Source organism: Streptomyces sp. NPDC055140 (assembly GCF_053607285.1).
The window spans coordinates 286,525-304,142 of record NZ_JBSGTG010000003.1 but is presented as its reverse complement, the minus strand read 5'-3'; the positions used below and the strand labels follow the sequence as shown (position 1 = coordinate 304,142).

General features: G+C 72.1%; 12 protein-coding genes. 9 read left to right on the top strand and 3 right to left on the bottom strand.

The window, feature by feature from the left end:
* The first annotated feature begins 1 nt into the window (after nucleotide 1).
* The 8 genes from ACWFR4_RS09035 to moeZ all read left to right on the top strand — a co-directional run bounded on the left by ACWFR4_RS09035 (nucleotide 2) and on the right by moeZ (nucleotide 10,382).
* Complete coding sequence (locus ACWFR4_RS09035; RefSeq protein WP_453651683.1) at nucleotides 2–1,000, top strand: ABC transporter permease; 999 nt, start codon at nucleotides 2–4, stop codon at nucleotides 998–1,000.
* A complete protein-coding gene (locus ACWFR4_RS09030) occupies nucleotides 997–1,986 on the top strand; it encodes an ABC transporter permease (protein ID WP_453463007.1) in 990 nt (329 codons plus the stop codon). The genes ACWFR4_RS09035 and ACWFR4_RS09030 overlap by 4 nt, the downstream gene beginning before the upstream one ends.
* Nucleotides 1,983–3,560 (top strand): dipeptide ABC transporter ATP-binding protein, encoded by a 1,578-nt coding sequence (locus ACWFR4_RS09025; RefSeq protein WP_453651681.1) that lies wholly within the window; start codon nucleotides 1,983–1,985, stop codon nucleotides 3,558–3,560. The genes ACWFR4_RS09030 and ACWFR4_RS09025 overlap by 4 nt, the downstream gene beginning before the upstream one ends.
* A gap of 188 nt (nucleotides 3,561–3,748) precedes the next feature.
* Nucleotides 3,749–5,620: a DUF3492 domain-containing protein gene (locus ACWFR4_RS09020; RefSeq protein ID WP_453651679.1), complete on the top strand. Its 1,872-nt coding sequence runs from the start codon at nucleotides 3,749–3,751 to the stop codon at nucleotides 5,618–5,620.
* Between the two features lie 320 nt (nucleotides 5,621–5,940).
* Nucleotides 5,941–7,230, top strand: a complete 1,290-nt coding sequence (locus ACWFR4_RS09015; RefSeq protein WP_453651677.1) for a hypothetical protein — start codon at nucleotides 5,941–5,943, stop codon at nucleotides 7,228–7,230.
* Nucleotides 7,231–7,443: 213 nt separating this feature from the next.
* The gene (locus tag ACWFR4_RS09010) at nucleotides 7,444–8,403 is read left to right on the top strand and encodes an NAD-dependent epimerase/dehydratase family protein (protein ID WP_453651675.1); all 960 of its coding nucleotides are present in this window, start codon (nucleotides 7,444–7,446) and stop codon (nucleotides 8,401–8,403) included.
* Nucleotides 8,391–9,140 (top strand): spherulation-specific family 4 protein, encoded by a 750-nt coding sequence (locus tag ACWFR4_RS09005; protein ID WP_453651673.1) that lies wholly within the window; start codon nucleotides 8,391–8,393, stop codon nucleotides 9,138–9,140. The genes ACWFR4_RS09010 and ACWFR4_RS09005 overlap by 13 nt, the downstream gene beginning before the upstream one ends.
* 63 nt (nucleotides 9,141–9,203) lie before the next feature.
* Entirely contained in the window at nucleotides 9,204–10,382 is a 1,179-nt protein-coding gene (gene moeZ, locus ACWFR4_RS09000; RefSeq protein ID WP_116513428.1) for an adenylyltransferase/sulfurtransferase MoeZ, read from the top strand.
* 127 nt (nucleotides 10,383–10,509) lie between these two features.
* Here the strand turns inward: moeZ and ACWFR4_RS08995 are convergent, their stop codons facing one another.
* The 3 genes from ACWFR4_RS08995 to ACWFR4_RS08985 form a co-directional block, all read right to left on the bottom strand.
* Nucleotides 10,510–12,111, bottom strand: a complete 1,602-nt coding sequence (locus ACWFR4_RS08995; RefSeq protein WP_453651671.1) for an alpha/beta hydrolase — start codon at nucleotides 12,109–12,111, stop codon at nucleotides 10,510–10,512.
* 140 nt (nucleotides 12,112–12,251) lie between these two features.
* Nucleotides 12,252–13,796: an alpha/beta hydrolase gene (locus tag ACWFR4_RS08990; protein ID WP_453462989.1), complete on the bottom strand. Its 1,545-nt coding sequence runs from the start codon at nucleotides 13,794–13,796 to the stop codon at nucleotides 12,252–12,254.
* A gap of 169 nt (nucleotides 13,797–13,965) precedes the next feature.
* Nucleotides 13,966–16,923, bottom strand: coding sequence for a lysylphosphatidylglycerol synthase domain-containing protein (locus ACWFR4_RS08985; RefSeq protein ID WP_453651669.1), 2,958 nt, complete (start codon nucleotides 16,921–16,923; stop codon nucleotides 13,966–13,968).
* A 162-nt stretch (nucleotides 16,924–17,085) separates the two neighbouring features.
* Here ACWFR4_RS08985 and ACWFR4_RS08980 point away from each other — a divergent pair, with 162 nt between their 5' ends.
* Nucleotides 17,086–17,460: an MGMT family protein gene (locus ACWFR4_RS08980; protein WP_116510254.1), complete on the top strand. Its 375-nt coding sequence runs from the start codon at nucleotides 17,086–17,088 to the stop codon at nucleotides 17,458–17,460.
* Nucleotides 17,461–17,618: the final 158 nt, after the last annotated feature.

Sequence of the window (17,618 nt, the reverse complement as noted above, 5' to 3'; positions counted from 1 at the left end):
GATGACCGAGGCACTTGTGGCCTCGGGGACCGCAGGGGCGGGCGCCGTCACGGCGTCCGCCCCCGTCTCCGGGGCCCGTCAGTTCTGGCGGCGCATGCGTACGCAGCGCGCCGCCCTCGTCGCGGCGGCCGTCGTCGCCCTGCTCGTCCTGATCGCCCTCGGGGCCCCGCTCCTCGCGCTGATCGAGGGCCAGGACCCGAACACGTACCACCCCCACCTCATCGACTCCGCGCGCGGCGGCGTGCCCGTCGGCGCGTTCGGCGGGGCCGGCGGCGAGCACTGGCTCGGCGTCGAACCGCAGACCGGACGCGACCTGTTCACCCGCCTCGTCTACGGGGCCCGGGTCTCCCTCGGCGTCGCACTCGCCGCCACCGTGGTGCAGGTGTTCATCGGCGTCACCGTCGGCATCGCGGCCGGGCTCGGCAACCGCTGGGTCGACCAGATCCTCAGCCGCGCCACCGACGTCATCGTCGCGCTGCCCCTGATGATCCTCGCGCTCGCCCTGATGGCGATCGTCCCGGGCGGCTTTCCCCGGCCCGTCCTCGTCGCCCTCGTGATCGGGCTCGTGGCCTGGGGCGGCACCGCCAAGATCGTGCGCGCCCAGACCATCACCCTCAAGGAACGCGACTTCGTGGCCGCGGCCCGGCTCAGCGGCTGGCCCACCTGGCAGATCGCCCGCCGCGAACTCCTCCCGTCGCTCGCCGCGCCCGTCATCACGTACGCGTCCCTGCTCGTCCCGACGAACGTCACCGTCGAGGCGGCCCTCTCGTTCCTCGGCGTCGGCGTCAAACCGCCCACACCCTCCTGGGGACAGATGCTCACCGCCGCCGACGTCTGGTACCAGGCCGCGCCGCAGTACCTACTGCTGCCCGCAGGCGCGCTCTTCGTGACCGTGCTCGCGCTCACCGTCCTCGGCGACGGCGTGCGCACCGCGCTCGACCCGCGCGCCGCGTCCCGCCTGCGCATCGGCACGGGCCGCAAGCGGGAGGCCGGCGCATGACCGGCTTCCTGCTGCGCAGGGCGATCGGCGCCGCCGTCACCCTGCTCGCCATCTCCGTGATCATCTACGTCGTCTTCTACGCCGCCCCCGGCAACGTCGCCCAGATCAGCTGCGGCCCCCGCTGCTCGCCCGCCCAAGTGCAGCAGGTCGCCGACCAGTTGAGGCTCGACGACCCGCTGTACCTGCGCTACTGGCACTTCCTCCAGGGCATCTTCGTAGGACAGGACTTCTCCACCGGCACCGCCGTCCAGCACTGCGACGCCCCCTGCCTCGGCTTCTCGTACCAGACCGACCAGCAGGTCACGCAGCTGATCCTCACCAAGCTGCCCGCCACCGCCTCGCTCGCGCTCGGCGCCATGGTGCTGTGGCTGATCCTCGGCGTCGGCACCGGCGTCCTGTCCGCATGGCGGCGCGGCCGTCCCACCGAGCGGATCCTCACCGGCATCACCCTCGCCGGCACGGCCACGCCGGTCTTCGTCATCGGCCTGCTGCTGATGATCGTCGTCTGCGGACAGCTCCAGTGGCTGCCCTTCCCGCAGTACGTGCCCTTCACCGACGACCCCGAACAGTGGGCGTGGAACCTGCTCCTGCCCTGGCTGTCGCTCGCCCTCATCGAGGCCGCCAAGTACGCGCGCCTCACCCGCGCCTCCATGCTGGAGACCCTCACCGAGGACCACGTGCGCACCTTCCGCGCCTACGGGGTCGGCGAACGCTCCATCATCGGACGGCACGCCCTGCGCGGCGCCGTCGCCCCTGTCATCGCCCTGAACGCCAACGACTTCGGCTCCATGTTCGGCGGCGCCGTGCTCAGCGAGACCCTGTTCGGCATCCCCGGACTCGGCCGCGAACTCGTGCACGCCGTCAACGTCGTCGACCTGCCGGTCGTCGTCGGCATGGTCCTCGTCACCGGCTTCTTCGTCGTACTCGCCAATGCCGTCGCGGACGTCCTGTACGCGGTGGCCGACCGACGGGTGGTCCTGTCATGAGCCTCGTCGAAGTGGACGCGCTCACCGTCGAGTTCGGGGACCTGCGGGCCGTCGACGCGCTCTCCTTCCGCCTGGAGGAGGGCGCGGCGCTCGGCGTCGTCGGCGAATCCGGCTCCGGCAAGAGCACGGTCGCCTCCGCGCTCCTCGGCCTCCACCGGGGGACCGGCGCGCGCGTCACCGGGTCCGTGCGCGTCGCCGGCACCGACGTACAGGAAGCCGACGACGAGGCCCTGCGGCGACTGCGGGGCGGGACGGCCGCGATGGTCTTCCAGGACCCGCTGTCCTCCCTCGACCCGTACTACGCCGTCGGCGACCAGATCGCCGAGGTGTACCGCGTGCACTCCAAGGCGTCCCGGCGCGCCGCACGCGCGCGTGCCGTGGAAGTGCTCGACCGGGTCGGCATCCCCGACGCCGCCCGCCGCGCGCGCTCACGCCCCCACGAGTTCAGCGGCGGCATGCGCCAGCGCGCCCTGATCGCCATGGCCCTGGCCTGCGAACCCGCCCTCCTCGTCGCCGACGAACCGACCACCGCCCTCGACGTCACCGTCCAGGCGCAGATCCTCGACCTGCTGCACGGACTGCGCCAGGAGACCGGCATGGGCCTCATCCTCGTCACCCACGACGTGGGCGTCGCCGCCGAGAGCGTCGACGACGTCCTCGTCATGCGCCACGGCCGCGCCGTCGAACGCGGAACCGTCGCCGACGTGCTCGGCTCACCCTCCGCCGCGTACACGAAGGAACTGCTCGGCGCCGTCCCCCGCGTCGACGCGGCACGCCCGCAGCGCCCGGACGCGACGGGCGACGTCCTGCTCGAAGCGGTCGACCTGCGACGGGAGTTCGGGCGCGGCAAGCGCGCCTTCGCCGCCGTCGACGGGGTCTCCCTGACCGTGCGCCGGGGCGAGACCCTCGGAATCGTGGGCGAGAGCGGCAGCGGCAAGACCACGCTCGGGCGGATGCTCGTCGGACTCCTCGAACCGACGTCCGGGCAGGTGCTCCTTTCAAGGGCGCGGGCCGACACGGGCGTGCAGATGGTGTTCCAGGACCCCGTCTCCTCCCTCAACCCCCGCCGCAGCGTGGGGGAGTCCGTCGCCGATCCGCTGCGGGCGCGCGGCGACAAGGAGGTGAGCGGCCGGGTCGAGGAGCTCCTGGAACGCGTCGGGCTCGACCCGGCGCACTACGGGCGCTATCCGCACGAGTTCAGTGGCGGCCAGCGCCAGCGCGTCGGGATCGCCCGCGCGCTCGCCGCCGAACCGCGCATCATCGTGTGCGACGAAGCCGTCTCCGCCCTCGACGTCACGACCCAGGCCCAGGTCACCGGCCTGCTGCGGGAACTCCAGGACGAGCTGGGCCTCGCCCTCGTCTTCATCGCCCACGACCTCGCCGTCGTCCGCCAGGTCAGCGACCGGGTCGCCGTCATGCGCAAGGGACGCGTCGTCGAGTACGGCACCGTGGACGAGGTCTACGGAGCGCCGCAGGACCCGTACACCCGGCAGCTGCTCGCCGCCGTGCCGGCGCTCGATCCGGCCGTCGCCGCGCGACGACGCACCGCTCGCAGGGAGCTGGCCGCAACATGACACTCCGTGATCGAATGAGCGTGTAGCGCGACGGAACGCTACCCGCACGGGAAAGTTACGGCCGTTCACCCCTTTTGGTGGCGTGATGGACAACCGTCCATCACGCCACCGGCATGTCCGCATACGTTCGTCCCGCTGAGCCGCCGGACCAACGGCGGCTCCCCAGACGGGAGATCGGGGGTGTACTCGTGCGCATCGGACTACTTACGGAGGGTGGCTATCCATATGTGAGCGGTGAGGCCAGACTCTGGTGCGACCGGCTCGTGCGCGGGCTCGAGCAGCACGAGTTCGACCTCTACGCGCTCAGCCGCAGTCAGGACCAGGAGGACCGCGGCTGGATCGAACTGCCGCCACAGGTCAGCCGGGTGCGCACCGCGCCGATGTGGACCGCCGACGACGACGGCACCGGCTACGGACGCCGCAGCAGGCGACGCTTCGCCGACGCGTACGCGGAGCTGGCGGCGGCCGTCTGTACCGGGGCTTCCCCCGACGCCACCGGCCTCGCGGGTGCGCCCGCCCACTCCGTCGGCGCCGAGGCGGACCGTTTCGGCAACGCGTTGTACGCCCTCGCCGAACTCGCCCGCGACGAAGGCGGACTCGTCGGCGCCCTGCGCTCCGAAACCGCCGTGCGCACGCTGGAGCGCGCCTGCCGCGCACCGGGCGCCCTGCGCGCGGCCCGCGCCGCCCGCGTCCCCGACCTCCTCACCGTCGCCGGACAGATCGAACGCGCCCTGCGCCCGCTCTCCCTCGACTGGTACGGCGACGACGGCCTCGGCTCGGTCGACCTGTGCCACGCCACCTCCGGCGGCCCCGCCGCCCTCCCCGGACTCGTCGCCCGCCACTTCTCCGGCGTCCCCCTCCTCGTCACCGAGTACGGGGTACAGCTGCGGGCCCACTACATCGCGGCCGGCGACGCCGAACTCAAGGCCCCCGTACGGGCGATGCTCGCCGCATTCCACGGCCGCCTCGCCGCCGAGACCTACCGGCAAGCCGCGATCATCACCCCCGGCAACACACACGCCCGGCGCTGGCAGGAGCGGTGCGGCGCCGACCGCGCCAAACTGCGCACCGTCCACCCCGGCATGGAGGCCTCCCGCTTCGCCGAGATCGGCGAGCGCGAGGAGCCGGGGGAGCCCGACACCCTTGTCTGGGTCGGCCGCATCGAACCCTCCAAGGACCTGATCTCCCTCCTCCACGCCTTCGCGGAGATCCGCAAGGAGGAGCCCAAAGCCCGCCTGCGCCTCGTCGGAGCACCTGCTGAGGGACCCGACGCCGCCGCCTACCTCGCCCACTGCAAGGCCCTCGCCGCCCAGCTCTTCCCCGACGAGGCGGAGGGCGCCCACACGATGGGCGACAACCCGGTCTCCTTCGAGGGGATCGGCGGGCCCGAGACGCCCGCCCTCGCGGACGCGTACGCCGCCGGGAGCATCGTCGTCCTGTCGAGCATCGTCGAGGGGTTCCCCATCAGCCTCGTCGAGGCGATGTTCTGCGGACGCGCGACGGTCTCGACCGACGCGGGCGCCGTCGTCGAGGTCATCGGCGGCACCGGCCTGGTGGTCCCGCCGCGCAATCCGCGGGCGCTCGCCGAGGCGTGTGTGTCGCTGCTGCGCGACCCGCGGCGCCGTGAACGGCTCGGCGCCGCCGCGCGGGCACGAGCGCTCGAACTCTTCACCGTCGAGCAGAACATCACGGCATTTCACAGCATTTACCTGGAGATCGTTTCCCACTGCCCGGTGCGCCGTGAATCCGTGGACGACGCGGGCAAACCCCTGCCCTTCGCCAACCCTCCGGAGGCCCATGTACCGGGCCGCTGGACCGCGCCGACGAGCGAGTCGGGCGGGGGCTTCGGCACGTGGCTGGCGGGGCGCTCCGTTTCTGGGGGCGCGCCCAGTTGGGCGGGGGCGGAGGGGGAGGCGGCTGCCTCGGGGGGCGGTGCCGCTGGTTCGGGTGGGGGTATCGGCTCGGGCGGTGCCGTGGGTTCGGGCGGTGGCGGGGAGCGGCCGACCGGTGAGCAAGGCCAGTTGGCAGGGGCCTTTCCCGGTGGGGAGGGGGACGCGTGAGCGGGCAGCGGTCGGGCGAGACGGTCGTGGGCGCTGGCCTGGACGCGCCGCAGGTGCCAGGCGGCGCGGATGCGTGGGGTGCGGGGTCGCAGGAGGTGTTGGGGGAGCCGGGGCCGGGTGTCGGGTTGGGGTCGGATGTCGGGTCGGGGTCGGATGCTGAGCCGGTTACGGGGCCGGAGGCTGGACCGGAATCGGAGCGGTGTGTGGGGCCCGAGCCGGAGGCTGGACCGGAATCGGAGCGGCATGCGGGGCCCGAGCTGGAGGCTGAACCGGGGGTCCTGGCCCGTGGGCTCGACCCCGCCGCGGCCGACGAAGCATTGTTGAACGAACCCGCGGCCTGGCGCGCCACCACCGCAGCCGCATCAACGGGCAGCCCGCTCCGCTACACGCCACCCCCTCCGCCGGCCTCCCCTCCCGGCAGCCCCGCCAACCCCGGCAGCCCCGGCAGCCCCGCCAACCCCGCCAACCCCGGCAGCCCCGGCAGCCCCGCCAACCCCGGCAGCCCCGCCAAGGCCGACGAGGCCACCGGCGGCAGCCGCCGCCGTACCGGCGTGGATCCCGTGAAAGCGCTGATGCACCGGCACCGCGAGCTGTGCGAGCGCGCCGTCGACGCCCTGGAGATCGCCGCCGGTCTGGAGGCCCACGGCGTGACCGACCGGACCGCCGCCCGCTTCCGGCACCGCGACGTCTTCTCGCTCGCCGAAGAGATGTACGCGCGCGTGCCCCGCGACAGCGACATCGAACCGGAAATCCAGTACGCCGTATCCGACACACCGCGCGGCCGGCGCCCCGTCTGGGCCGTCCTCGCGCTGCTCCCCGGCACGCTCGGCGCCCTCACCCTCGTAGGACTCAACTTCACCGGCGGACGACTGCGGCTCGCGGTCGGGGCCGGCGGCGTGCTCGCCGTCACCGCCGCACTCCGCGCGGCCCTGCGCCGCGGCCCGCTGCGCGCCACCGCCCACACCGTGCCCGCCACCCGCGCCTGGACCTGCTGGCTCCTCGCCTACGCGCTCCTCGGCGACGGACTCCTGAGCGCCGCCGTAGCGGGCGGTCCCGACGAGGCCTGGGCACCCGCCACCGCCCCCCTCCTCGCCCTCGCCTTCGCCGTCGCGCCCGGCGCCTGGTGCGCCCAGCTCTTCGGCGCCGTGGCCCGGCGCAGGCTCGCCTCCAGCCGGGGCCTCGAAGAGTTCGCCGCCTCCGTCCGCCCCCTCCTCCTCGCCGTCTTCGCGCTCTTCCTGTGTGCGCTGTGGACCCTCATCGGGGTGGCCGCCGCCGTACTCGGCCAGGACGCCGCATACGCCGGTGCCGGAACGCTCGGCGCACTCCTGCTGCTCGCCCGCCTGCTCACGGCGCACGGCCGCACCCACGCCCCCGCCGTCGTCCTCGGCGCAGCCGCCGCGGCCGAGGCACTCGCGGTCTGCACCGTGTTCGCCGGCCGCCTCCCCGGCTGCGGCGTCCTCGCCGTCCCCGTAGAGACGGCCGTCGACGCCTGGGGGCCCGGCGCCGTACCCGGCCTGGCCTGCGGCGCCGCCGCCCTCACCCTCCTCGTCCACGCGGCCCGCACCCTCACCAGGGCCTCCGCCCACGCGCCCACGGACACCACTCCGTGACCGCGCCCGACGCCGTACGACCACACGAAGCGGCCCGCCGGCCGCTCCCCTCCCGCGGGGCCGACACCGCGGGCCTTCCGAAGACCCACGGCAACACCCCTAAGGAGAACGCGAGATGACCACCCCTCCCCCCGGAGGCCCTGGACCATCCAGACACCCCGGGCGTCCAGGACTTCCCGGAGAGCTCGGAGAGCTCACCCAGGGAGCCGCCCGATGAGGGTGCTGCTGATCGGAGCCAATGGATATCTCGGCCGCTTCGTCGCCGACCGCCTCCTTGCCGACCCCGCCGTGCAGCTCACCGCACTCGGCAGGGGGGACGACGCGGACGTACGGTTCGACCTGGCCACAGGAAGCCCGGGCGCACTGACCCGCTTCCTCGACGCGGTCCACCCCGGAGTCGTCATCAACTGCGCGGGAGCCACCCGCGGCGGCGCCCGCGACCTCACCCGCCACAACACCGTCGCCGTCGCCACCATCTGTGAGGCACTGCGGCGCAGCGGCTGCGGCGCCCGCCTCGTCCAGATCGGCTGCGGCGCCGAGTACGGGCCCTCGCAGCAAGGCTCCTCCACCGCCGAGGACGCCGTGCCGAGGCCCGGCGGACCGTACGGCGTGAGCAAGCTCGCCGCGACGGAACTCGTCCTCGGCTCCGGCCTCGACGCCGTCGTCCTGCGGGTGTTCTCCCCGGCCGGACCCGGCACCCCCGCCGGCTCGCCCCTCGGCCGTCTCGCCGAGGCCATGCGCCGCGTCATGCAGTCCGGTGACGGCGAACTCAAGCTCGGCGGACTCGGCGCGCAGCGCGACTTCATCGACGTACGCGACGTGGCCCGCGCCGTCCACGCCGCCTCGCTCTCCGCCGCGCAGGGCGTCATCAACATCGGCTCGGGCCGTGCCGTCCGGCTGCGGGACGCGGCGTCCGTACTCGCCCGCGTCGCCGGCTTCGGCGGCGCGCTCCACGAGCTCGACTCACCCGGCGGCCCCGTCCGCCCGACGCTCGGCCACCCCCGCTCCGACCCCGACCACGTGGCACCCGCCGCGTACCCGTACCCGGACGGCTGCGGCAGCTGGCAGCAGGCCGACGTGCGCACCGCACGCGACCGGCTCGGCTGGCGCCCCCGCATCAACCTCGAGGAATCACTCGCCGACATCTGGATGGAAGCGGCATGCCGTATCTGACCCCCACCGTCCCCGGGACCGCGAGCACCGACATACGGCTCGGCTTCGGCATCCCCGGCTACGCACACCCCCTCATGGCGCCCGTCGAATGGGCCGAACTCACCCGCCCCGGCACCCCCTTGCACTGGGTCGTCCTGAACGTGGCGGACGGACCCGGGGCCCGCCCCGACCCGCACTGCCTCGAAGCCGCGGGCAGGCTGCGCAACCGGGACGTACGGGTCCTCGGCCACCTCGATCTCACCTACGGCGCCCGCTCGTTCGGCGAGGTCGTCTCCGACGCCCACCGCTATCTCGACTGGTACCGCGTCGACGGGTTCTCCCTCGGCCGCTGCCCGACCGAGCGGGCGGCCCTCCCCGAGGTCCGCCGCATCGTCACCACGCTGCGCGCCCTGTGCGAGGACGCCCACATCGTCCTCGGGCACGGCACGCACCCGTACCCGGGATACGCCGAGACCGCCGACCAGTTGGTGACCTTCTCCGGGCCTTGGAGCGACTACCGGTGGTCCCAGGTCGCCGAGTGGACCGCCGACTACCCGCCCGAGCGCTTCTGCCACTTCGTGCACGGCGTACCCCGCGGGCACCTCGACGAGGCGCTGCGCATCGCCCGCTGGCAGGGCGCGGGGACGATCTACTTCACCGACCGCACGGACCGCGGCGGCGCCGCCGATCCCTGGGAGGCCATGCCCGGGTACTGGGACGACATCGTCTCGCGGGTCGGAACGGGTGTCTCGGAATGAAGAGGGGCGTGGCAGTGTTGACGCAAGAACCACTGTTCCGAAATGACGATCAACGGAGCCCCCGTGTCGCTGCCACCCCTGGTAGAGCCAGCTGCTGAGCTCACCGTAGACGAGGTCCGCAGGTACTCCCGCCACCTGATCATCCCCGATGTCGGGATGGACGGGCAGAAGCGGCTGAAGAACGCCAAGGTGCTCGCCGTGGGCGCGGGCGGCCTCGGTTCGCCGGCGCTCATGTACCTGGCCGCGGCCGGTGTGGGCACGCTCGGCATCGTCGAGTTCGACGAGGTCGACGAGTCGAACCTCCAGCGCCAGATCATCCACAGCCAGGCTGACATCGGCCGCTCCAAGGCCGAGTCCGCCAAGGACTCCGTCCTCGGCATCAACCCGTACGTGAACGTGATCCTCCACGAAGAGCGGCTCGAGGCCGAGAACGTGATGGACATCTTCAGCCAGTACGACCTGATCGTCGACGGCACGGACAACTTCGCGACCCGCTACCTGGTCAACGACGCGTGCGTGCTGCTCAACAAGCCGTACGTGTGGGGCTCGATCTACCGCTTCGACGGCCAGGCCTCGGTCTTCTGGTCCGAGCACGGCCCGTGCTACCGCTGCCTCTACCCCGAGCCCCCGCCCCCCGGAATGGTCCCCTCCTGCGCCGAGGGCGGCGTCCTGGGCGTGCTGTGCGCGTCCATCGGCTCCATCCAGGTCACCGAGGCGATCAAGGTCCTCGCGGGCGTCGGCGAGCCGCTCGTCGGCCGCCTGATGATCTACGACGCCCTGGAGATGCAGTACCGCCAGGTCAAGGTCCGCAAGGACCCCGACTGCGCGGTCTGCGGCCCGAACGCGACCGTCACCGAGCTCATCGACTACGAGGCCTTCTGCGGCGTCGTGTCCGAGGAGGCCCAGGAGGCGGCGGCCGGCTCGACGATCACTCCCAAGCAGCTCAAGGAGTGGATCGACGACGGCGAGAACATCGAGATCATCGACGTCCGCGAGCCGAACGAGTACGAGATCGTCTCGATTCCCGGCGCCCGGCTGATCCCGAAGAACGAGTTCCTCATGGGCACCGCCCTGGAGAGTCTCCCGCAGGACAAGAAGATCGTCTTGCATTGCAAGACGGGTGTCCGCAGTGCGGAAGTCCTCGCCGTCCTGAAGTCCGCGGGCTTCTCGGACGCCGTGCACGTCGGCGGCGGAGTGATCGGCTGGGTCAACCAGATCGAGCCCGAGAAGCCGGTCTACTAGACCGCCCGCCGGCCCGCGCGGCCGACGCCGCCGGTCAGGGGGCAGCTTTTGCGAACGGGTCCCGCACCTCGCGTGCGGGGCCCGTTCGTCATAGAGCGCCGCATGGGGCACCGCGTCGGCGTCCGCGTCAGGAACAGACCTTCCCGTCGCGCGGTATTCGGCCCTCCAGTAGATAGCCGTTCACCGTCGAGTCGACGCAGCTCGACCCGCTGCCGTACGCGCCGTGCCCCTCGCCCTTCCAGGTGAGCTCGACACCGACGCCCTTGCCGAGCTCGTCCGCCATCCGGCGGGCGCCCTCGTACGGGGTCGCCGGGTCGCCCGTGTTCCCCACGACGAGGATCGGGGCGGCGCCCGGCGCGCTCACCTCGGGTGTCGCGTACTGGCCCGGCACCGGCCAGTCATGGCACCAGCCCGCCGTGTCCCAGGCCATGAACTCCCCGAAGACGGGCGAGGTCTCGCGGAACGAGGCGAGCCGTTGCTGCGCCTCCCGCGGCGTCGGCCGTGCCTTGTCGTCGAGGCAGGAGATCGCCCGCTGCGAGTGGCTCTGCGGGCTGTAATGCCCGGCGGGACTCCGCTCGTTGTATGCGTCGGCCAGCGCGAGCAGCGCCGTCCCGTCCCCCTTTTCCGCCGCCTCCAGGCCACGCGTCAGTGCGGGCCAACTGCTCTGGCTGTACAGGGTGACGGTGATGCCGATCGTCGCGAGCGACTGGTTGAGCTCGCGGCCGCCCGAGGTCCGCAGCGGCTTCGCGTCGATCCGCTTCAGCAGCGCGGCGATTTTCCGGGACCCCTGATCCGGGTCCTGACCGGTGGACTTGAGGTAGTTGTCGAGGGCCCGCTGGAAGCCCCTCGTCTGGTTCTCGGCGTGGCCCACGGTGTCCGCGGCCGGGTCGACCACGGCGTCCAGGACGAGCCGTCCCACCTTGCCGGGGAACAAGTGCGCGTACACACCGCCCAGTTGGGTCCCGTACGAGACGCCCATGTAGTGCAGCTTGTCGTCGCCGAGCGCCTGGCGCGCCAGATCCATGTCGCGGGCTGTCTCGTCCGTCGACACGTGCCCGAGCAGCTTGCCGGCCTGCCGCGCGCAGCCCGCGCCGAAGTCGGCGGCGTCCTTGAAGTACGCCCGCTCCTCGGCGGGGGTGTCCGGCGTGAGGTCGACGGACTCGGCGGCCTGGATCGCCTTGTCGTCGCGGCAGCGCACTCCCTCGCTCGCGCCGACGCCGCGCGGGTCGAAGCTCACCAGGTCGTAGCGCTCGCGCAGCTTCGCGTAGTCCGGTGCGAAGGCGGGCAGCATCGAGACCCCGGAGCCGCCCGGGCCACCGAAGTTGAACAGGAGCGAGCCGGAACGGCCGCTCCCGCCCGTGGACTTGGCGCGGATGAGGGCGACGCCGATGGTCTTCCCGTCCGGCTTCGCGTAGTCGAGGGGCGCCTTCAGCGTCGCGCACTGCCAGTCGGAGCCGGGCGCGGGGCCGTCGTCGGTGGCCTTGCAGCGGCCCCAGTCGAGCCGCTGAGACGTGAGCACGGCGGGCAGCGCGGGCAGCGTGCCGGCGCGGCCGGCCGTGCCCGAGCCTGGCGGTGACGACGGCGAGGGCGGCGACGAGCGCGGTGGCTGCGCGCGCCCCTTCCCCTCGCCGTGCCCGGCCTTGTCTCCCGACCCGCCGCAGCCCGCGGCGGCACCGGCCACCAGCAGCCCCGCGGCCAGCAGCGCGAGCGAACGAACATGACGCGACACAGGCACCCCCCTGGCGATCCCCCTCGCCTGCCTCCGATCCGAAGACAGTCAGACCATCCTAGGCAGCGCCACTGACAATCACCTGCGCCAGCGTGTCATCGGCGACCGTGCGTGCGAGCCGAACGCACGTACCCCCGCCGCTACTTGCAGACCGAGCCCGCCTTCGGCACCGTCCCGTTCAGCAGATAGCTGTCCACAGCGCCCCGCACACACTTGTTCCCGCTGTCGTAAGAGCCGTGGCCCTGGCCCTCGTAGGTGAGTTCCACCCCGACACCCTTGCCGAGCGCGTCGACCATCTTCCTCGCACCTTCGTACGGGGTGGCCGGGTCGCCCGTGTTGCCCACGACGAGGATCGGCGCCGAGCCGGGCGCGCTCACGTCGGGGTGGTCCGCGGCGCCGGGGACCGCCCAGTCCGTGCAGCTGAGCATGCCCCAAGCGAGGTAGTCGCCGAACAGGGGAGAGGCGGCGCGGAACTCGGGGAGCTTCGACTTGACGTATGCCGGCGTGTAGCGGGGCTTGTCGTCGGCGCAGTTGACGGAGACGTTGGCCGCCTGGATGTTGCTGTACTGCCCGTTCTCGTTACGGCCGTTCATGGAGTCCGACAGGAGCATGAGGATCTTGCCGTCGCCCTCGTAGGCCTGTACGAGGCCCTCGGTGAGGTACTCCCAGAAGTCCTTGGAGTACAGCGACTGCGCGATGCCGCTCGTCGCGGCGGTCTGCGTCAGCTCGCGCGGGAAGACCCCGGGGATCGGCTTGGATTCCAGGTCCTTGAGCAGCTTCGCGATCTTGGCCTTGACCTGCTCGGGAGTGTCGCCGACCGGGCAGTCCTCGACCTTGGAGGTGCAGTCCTTCGCGTAGTTGTCGAGGGCGAGCTGGAAGCCCTTGGCCTGGCTGAGCGAGCCCTCCTCGGAGTTCTCGGTGGGGTCGACGACGCCGTCGAAGATGGCGCGGCCCACCTTCTTCGGGAAGAGGTGGGCGTACACGCCGCCCAGTTCGGTGCCGTACGAGATCCCGAAGTAGTGCAGCTTGTCGTCGCCGAGCACCTGCCGCATCAGGTCCATGTCGCGCGCCGCGTCCGTGGTCGCGACGTGCGGGATGACCTTCCCGGAGTTCCTTTCGCAGGCGTCGTTGAACTGGGTGATGTTGCCTACGAGCTCCTTCGTCTCGGCGGCGTCGTCGGGCATGGCGTCCTGCTGGAAGTACTTGTCGAGCTGCTGGTCGTTCTCGCACTTCACGCCGTCGCTGCGGCCGACGCCGCGAGGGTCGAAACTCACCAGGTCGTAGCGGGTGCGCAGCTTCGCGTACTCGTTGCCGAACGCGGGCAGCGTGGTGACTCCGGAGCCGCCCGGTCCGCCGAAGTTGAAGATGAGCGATCCGATGCGCTTGTCCTCGGCGCCGGAGGACTTGGCGCGGATGAGCGCGATGCCGATCGTGTCGCCCTTGGGCTTGTCCCAGTCGAGGGGCGCCTTCATGGTGGCGCACTGCCAGGTGGCGCCTCCGGGCAGCGGGGACGGCGCGGGGCCGCCGCCCTCCGACTCCGAGGGCGCGGGGCAGTCCTTCCAGCTGAGGGTCTGGGAGGTCAGGTCCGCGTCCTTGGGGTCGCCGCTGCACGCCGCGAGGGCGGAGGTCATGAGGAGGGCGGCGGCGGCCAGGGCAGCGGCACGCGGCCGGGACGGATTGGGCATGAACCCATCCTGCGGCGACGGCTCACGGGGCGCTCGGGGCGGGGGCCGTGCGGGTGAGCGACGGCGGCTACGGGGGAGGGCTCTCCGAGGAGCTCTCCCGGAAACGCATCCTTACGGGGAGCTCTCCCGAAAACGCGTCCCTACAGGGAGCGCTCCCGGAAAGGTGCTCCTACAGAGAGCCCTTCCGGGAGAGGTGGTTGAAGAAGAGCCAGCCCGGCAGCACCGGCACCCACAGCGTCAGGAGCCGGTAGAGCAGCACGGCCGGGGCCGCGACCTCCTTGGGCAGTCCGACCGCGATGAGGCCGACCGTCAGGGTCGCCTCGACCGCGCCCACACCGCCCGGCGTCGGCGCGGCGGAACCGAGCGCGTTGCCCGCGAGGAACACGACCGCGACGCTGGCCAGGCTGAGCGTCGTCGACTCGTCCCCGAAGGCGCGGATCGACGCGTCCAGGCACATCACGAAGCAGGCCGTCAGGAGGAGCATGCCGCCGATGCCGGTGATCAGCTTCTGAGGCCGCTGGAGTACGTCCAGCATGCGCGGTACGACGCCGGCGAACAGGGACCGTACGCGCGTGACGACGAACTTCCGCAGGAACGGGATCGACGTGACCACGAGCACGAGGACCGCGACGGTCAGCAGACCCGCGATGACCGTCCGGGACGGCGACAGGGAGGGGGTCTTCTCCGTGCCGGTCAGATAGCCGAAGGTCAGCAGCATCATGATGTGAGCGCCCAGGCCGAAGAGCTGGGAGGCGCCGACACTGGCCACCGCGAGCCCTGGGCGCACGCCCGCGCGTTGCAGGAAGCGGGTGTTGAGCGCCACACCGCCGACGGCGGCCGGTGCCACGATCTTCACGAACGAACCGGCGACCTGGGCGGCGACCGTCCGCAGGAACGGCACCCGTTCCGGCACGAAGCCGAGCAGGCTCATCGCGGCGGCGAAGTAGCTCAGCGCCGAGAACAGGACGGCGGCGGCGACCCAGCCCCACTGGGCCTGGTCGAACAGCGTGCCGAACTCGATGTGGGTGAGCTGCGACAGCAGGAAGTACGCGCCGATGGCGCCCGCGATGAAGCTCACGAGGGTGCGCGGTTTGACGCGCTCCAGGCGGGCCGGTTCGACGGGTGCCTGCGGCCGGATGCGGAGCACCTGGTGGCGGATCTGGGTGAGGAGGTCCTCCTCGCGCGCTTCGTCCAGAGCCTCGTCGATGGCCTTCTTCTCGGCCTGTCGCTCGGCCTTCTCGGTCTGCCGTTCGACCTTCGCGGAGGTCTTGGCCGACGGGGGCGTGATCCGCTCGGCGACCGTCTTCGTAGAGGGCGTTTCCTCGGTGGGCCTCTCCGTAGGCGTCGATTCCTCGGCGGGAGAGGGCTCGGCAAGGGCGGCGGCCTCGTCCAGGCGGGCCTGCTTCGCCCTGCGCGACGCCTCGAGCACGGCCTCGCGCTCGCGTTCGGAACGCTCCCTGCCGAGCTTGCGCAGTGTCGAGCGCGTCGTACGGCTCAGGGCGATGGGCTGGAGCAGCGGCAGGCAGTCGGCGATCGCGTCGGGGCCGAGCACCCCCACGGCGGACGCCACCGCACGCTCGGCGCCCACACGAAGACCCAGCGTGGCCAGGAGCTGCGCGATGTCCATGCGCAGGATCAGATCGCCGGACGCGATCTCGCCGCCGCGCAGATCCGTAAGGATCACCGTGCCGGAACGATCCACCAGAATCGCGTCGGCGGTGAGCCGCCGATGGGCGATACGCCGCGACTGGAGCGCCTGCACCTGGTGCCAGGTGTCGTGCAGCAGCTCGTCGGTGATCTCCTCGTCAGGCACCGAGTCCAGCGAACGGCCGCCCGTGTGCTCGTACACGAGCATCACCGCGTCGGGGCCGAGCTCGGACGTCGCGATCAGCTTCGGTGCGTTGGCCCCGGCCGCGATCGCCGCGTACGCGAGGAGCGCCTCCTGCTCCAGCGCCTGGCGCAGGGACTGGAGGCTGCGGCCCGTGGTGATCCCGCGCAGCGTCAGCCGGCGCCACACGCGGTAGAAGAAGCCCTGTGCCTGCTGTTCTCGGTCGACGATGGTGACGTCGAGAGGGGGGCCGTCCTCCAGGGTGACGAAGTAGCGCCGTCCCCTGTCGCCGTTCTCCGTAGCGCCCTCGTGGGCCTCTTCGCGGGCCGCGCTCACCGGGTGGAAGCCGACGTGCCGCAGGCCGGCGAGGAGCGTCTGGCCGGTGGGCCGCACATTCGGCGAACCGACCGCGTAGAGCGTGCCGTAGGCGACGGTCCAGCCGATGAGGACCGTCAGGATGATCGAGAACGGGGTCGTGTAGCCGGTGACCAGCATCGCGAACGCGTCGAGTAGCAGCACCACCCACAACACCACGCGCCAGCGGGGTCTGCGTGACATCCCCACGGCCGTCATATAGGCGATGACGGGCGCCAGATAGCCGTGCACCGGATCGGTCAGCGCGTGGATGTCGCCCGGCGACGGGCGGGTGAGCGCGTCCTGGATCGACTGCGGGGCGCCCTGGGCGACCCACAGGTCCGTCGCGAGCGTCACACCGTGCGCGAGGACGGCCGCGAGAACACCGTCGGCGATCCGCAGCCCGTCGCGTTTGATCAGCCGTTCGATCGCGAAGGCGACCGGGACGAGGAGGATCGCGATGCTCGACGCGAGCCCCGCGAACTTGATCATGAGGTCGGGGGCGGCGCCCGTGCCCTTGCTGATGTCCTGCTGAAGACCCGAGGTCGTGCCGTGGGCGAAGGCGGCGATCGACAGGAGCACGGCGATCGCGAGAACGCCCACCAGGAGACGCATCAGGTCGGAGGGGCGGTGCACGCGCGCAGGAAGGAGGGGTTCGTCGCCGTCCACCCGCTCGGAGTGTGCGTCGGCGTCGATGCACTCCGGGTCGACGAGAGGGACCTCGGTCCGCTCGGGCCCGGCCTCCGCGCTCTTCTCGGGCGAGGCCTCCGCGGTCTCCTCGGGCGCGCCCGCCGGGGGCGCCTCGGCCCGCCGGCCCAGGCGTTCGGTCACGGGGGAGTGGTCGGCCTCTTCGCTGTCCGGGCGCGCCGAAGCCCCAGAGGTGCCCTCCGCCTTATCGGGATGCACGCCCTGCTGCTCCGTCGTTTCTTCTTGATCTCGTATCACCGGTCACCGCCCGCACGATGGTGGCACGTCCCACTGACACAGGGGGGCATCAGGGTGCGATGCGGGCGAGCAAAGTATCCCGCAACCGCGGATTCGTGCTTCTTCATGTACCTCTCCACGCCCCGTGACCGGGCCGTCACAGTGTCGGTGGGGTGCGGCAGGATGGGCCGGATGAGCGAGGAGAGCGGTGCGGCGGGAGAGCTGCCGGAGTACGCGGAGCGGGTGCTCGAGGTCGCGGAGCTGATCCCGCCCGGGCGCGTCATGACCTACGGTGACGTCGCCGAATGGCTCGGCGAGGGCGGCCCGCGCCAGGTCGGCCGCGTGATGGCCCTCTACGGGGGAGCCGTTCCGTGGTGGCGCGTCGTGCGCTCGGACGGCGTGCTGCTGCCCGGCCACGAACTGGACGCCATGGCGCACTACCGCGCGGAGAGCACCCCCCTGCGCGAGGCCTCCCGCACGTCCGAGGGACACATCCCGCGCCTCGACATGAGGCACGCGCGATGGGACGGCGAGGAACGCGCGGAATCTCACACCTGACAGCCTCCGCCACTGCGTCCCCGCACGAGCGGCCCACGGCCCGTACGGGGGAAACGGGGCGAGAGGGGCACTTCGCTGCCATCGCGTACGTTCGTGAATCGCGGCACATCCGTGCCGCACGGGACCCGGGGGACCCGGCGGAAGCCCGGCTTCCGCCA

Coding starts and splice junctions, on each gene's coding strand:
- ACWFR4_RS09035 (WP_453651683.1), top strand. CDS start 2: ATGACCGAGGCACTTGTGGCCTCGGGGACCGCAGGGGCGGGCGCCGTC.
- ACWFR4_RS09005 (WP_453651673.1), top strand. CDS start 8,391: ATGCCGTATCTGACCCCCACCGTCCCCGGGACCGCGAGCACCGACATA.
- ACWFR4_RS08990 (WP_453462989.1), bottom strand. CDS start 13,796: ATGCCCAATCCGTCCCGGCCGCGTGCCGCTGCCCTGGCCGCCGCCGCC.
- ACWFR4_RS09010 (WP_453651675.1), top strand. CDS start 7,444: ATGAGGGTGCTGCTGATCGGAGCCAATGGATATCTCGGCCGCTTCGTC.
- ACWFR4_RS09025 (WP_453651681.1), top strand. CDS start 1,983: ATGAGCCTCGTCGAAGTGGACGCGCTCACCGTCGAGTTCGGGGACCTG.
- ACWFR4_RS08980 (WP_116510254.1), top strand. CDS start 17,086: ATGGGCCGGATGAGCGAGGAGAGCGGTGCGGCGGGAGAGCTGCCGGAG.
- ACWFR4_RS09030 (WP_453463007.1), top strand. CDS start 997: ATGACCGGCTTCCTGCTGCGCAGGGCGATCGGCGCCGCCGTCACCCTG.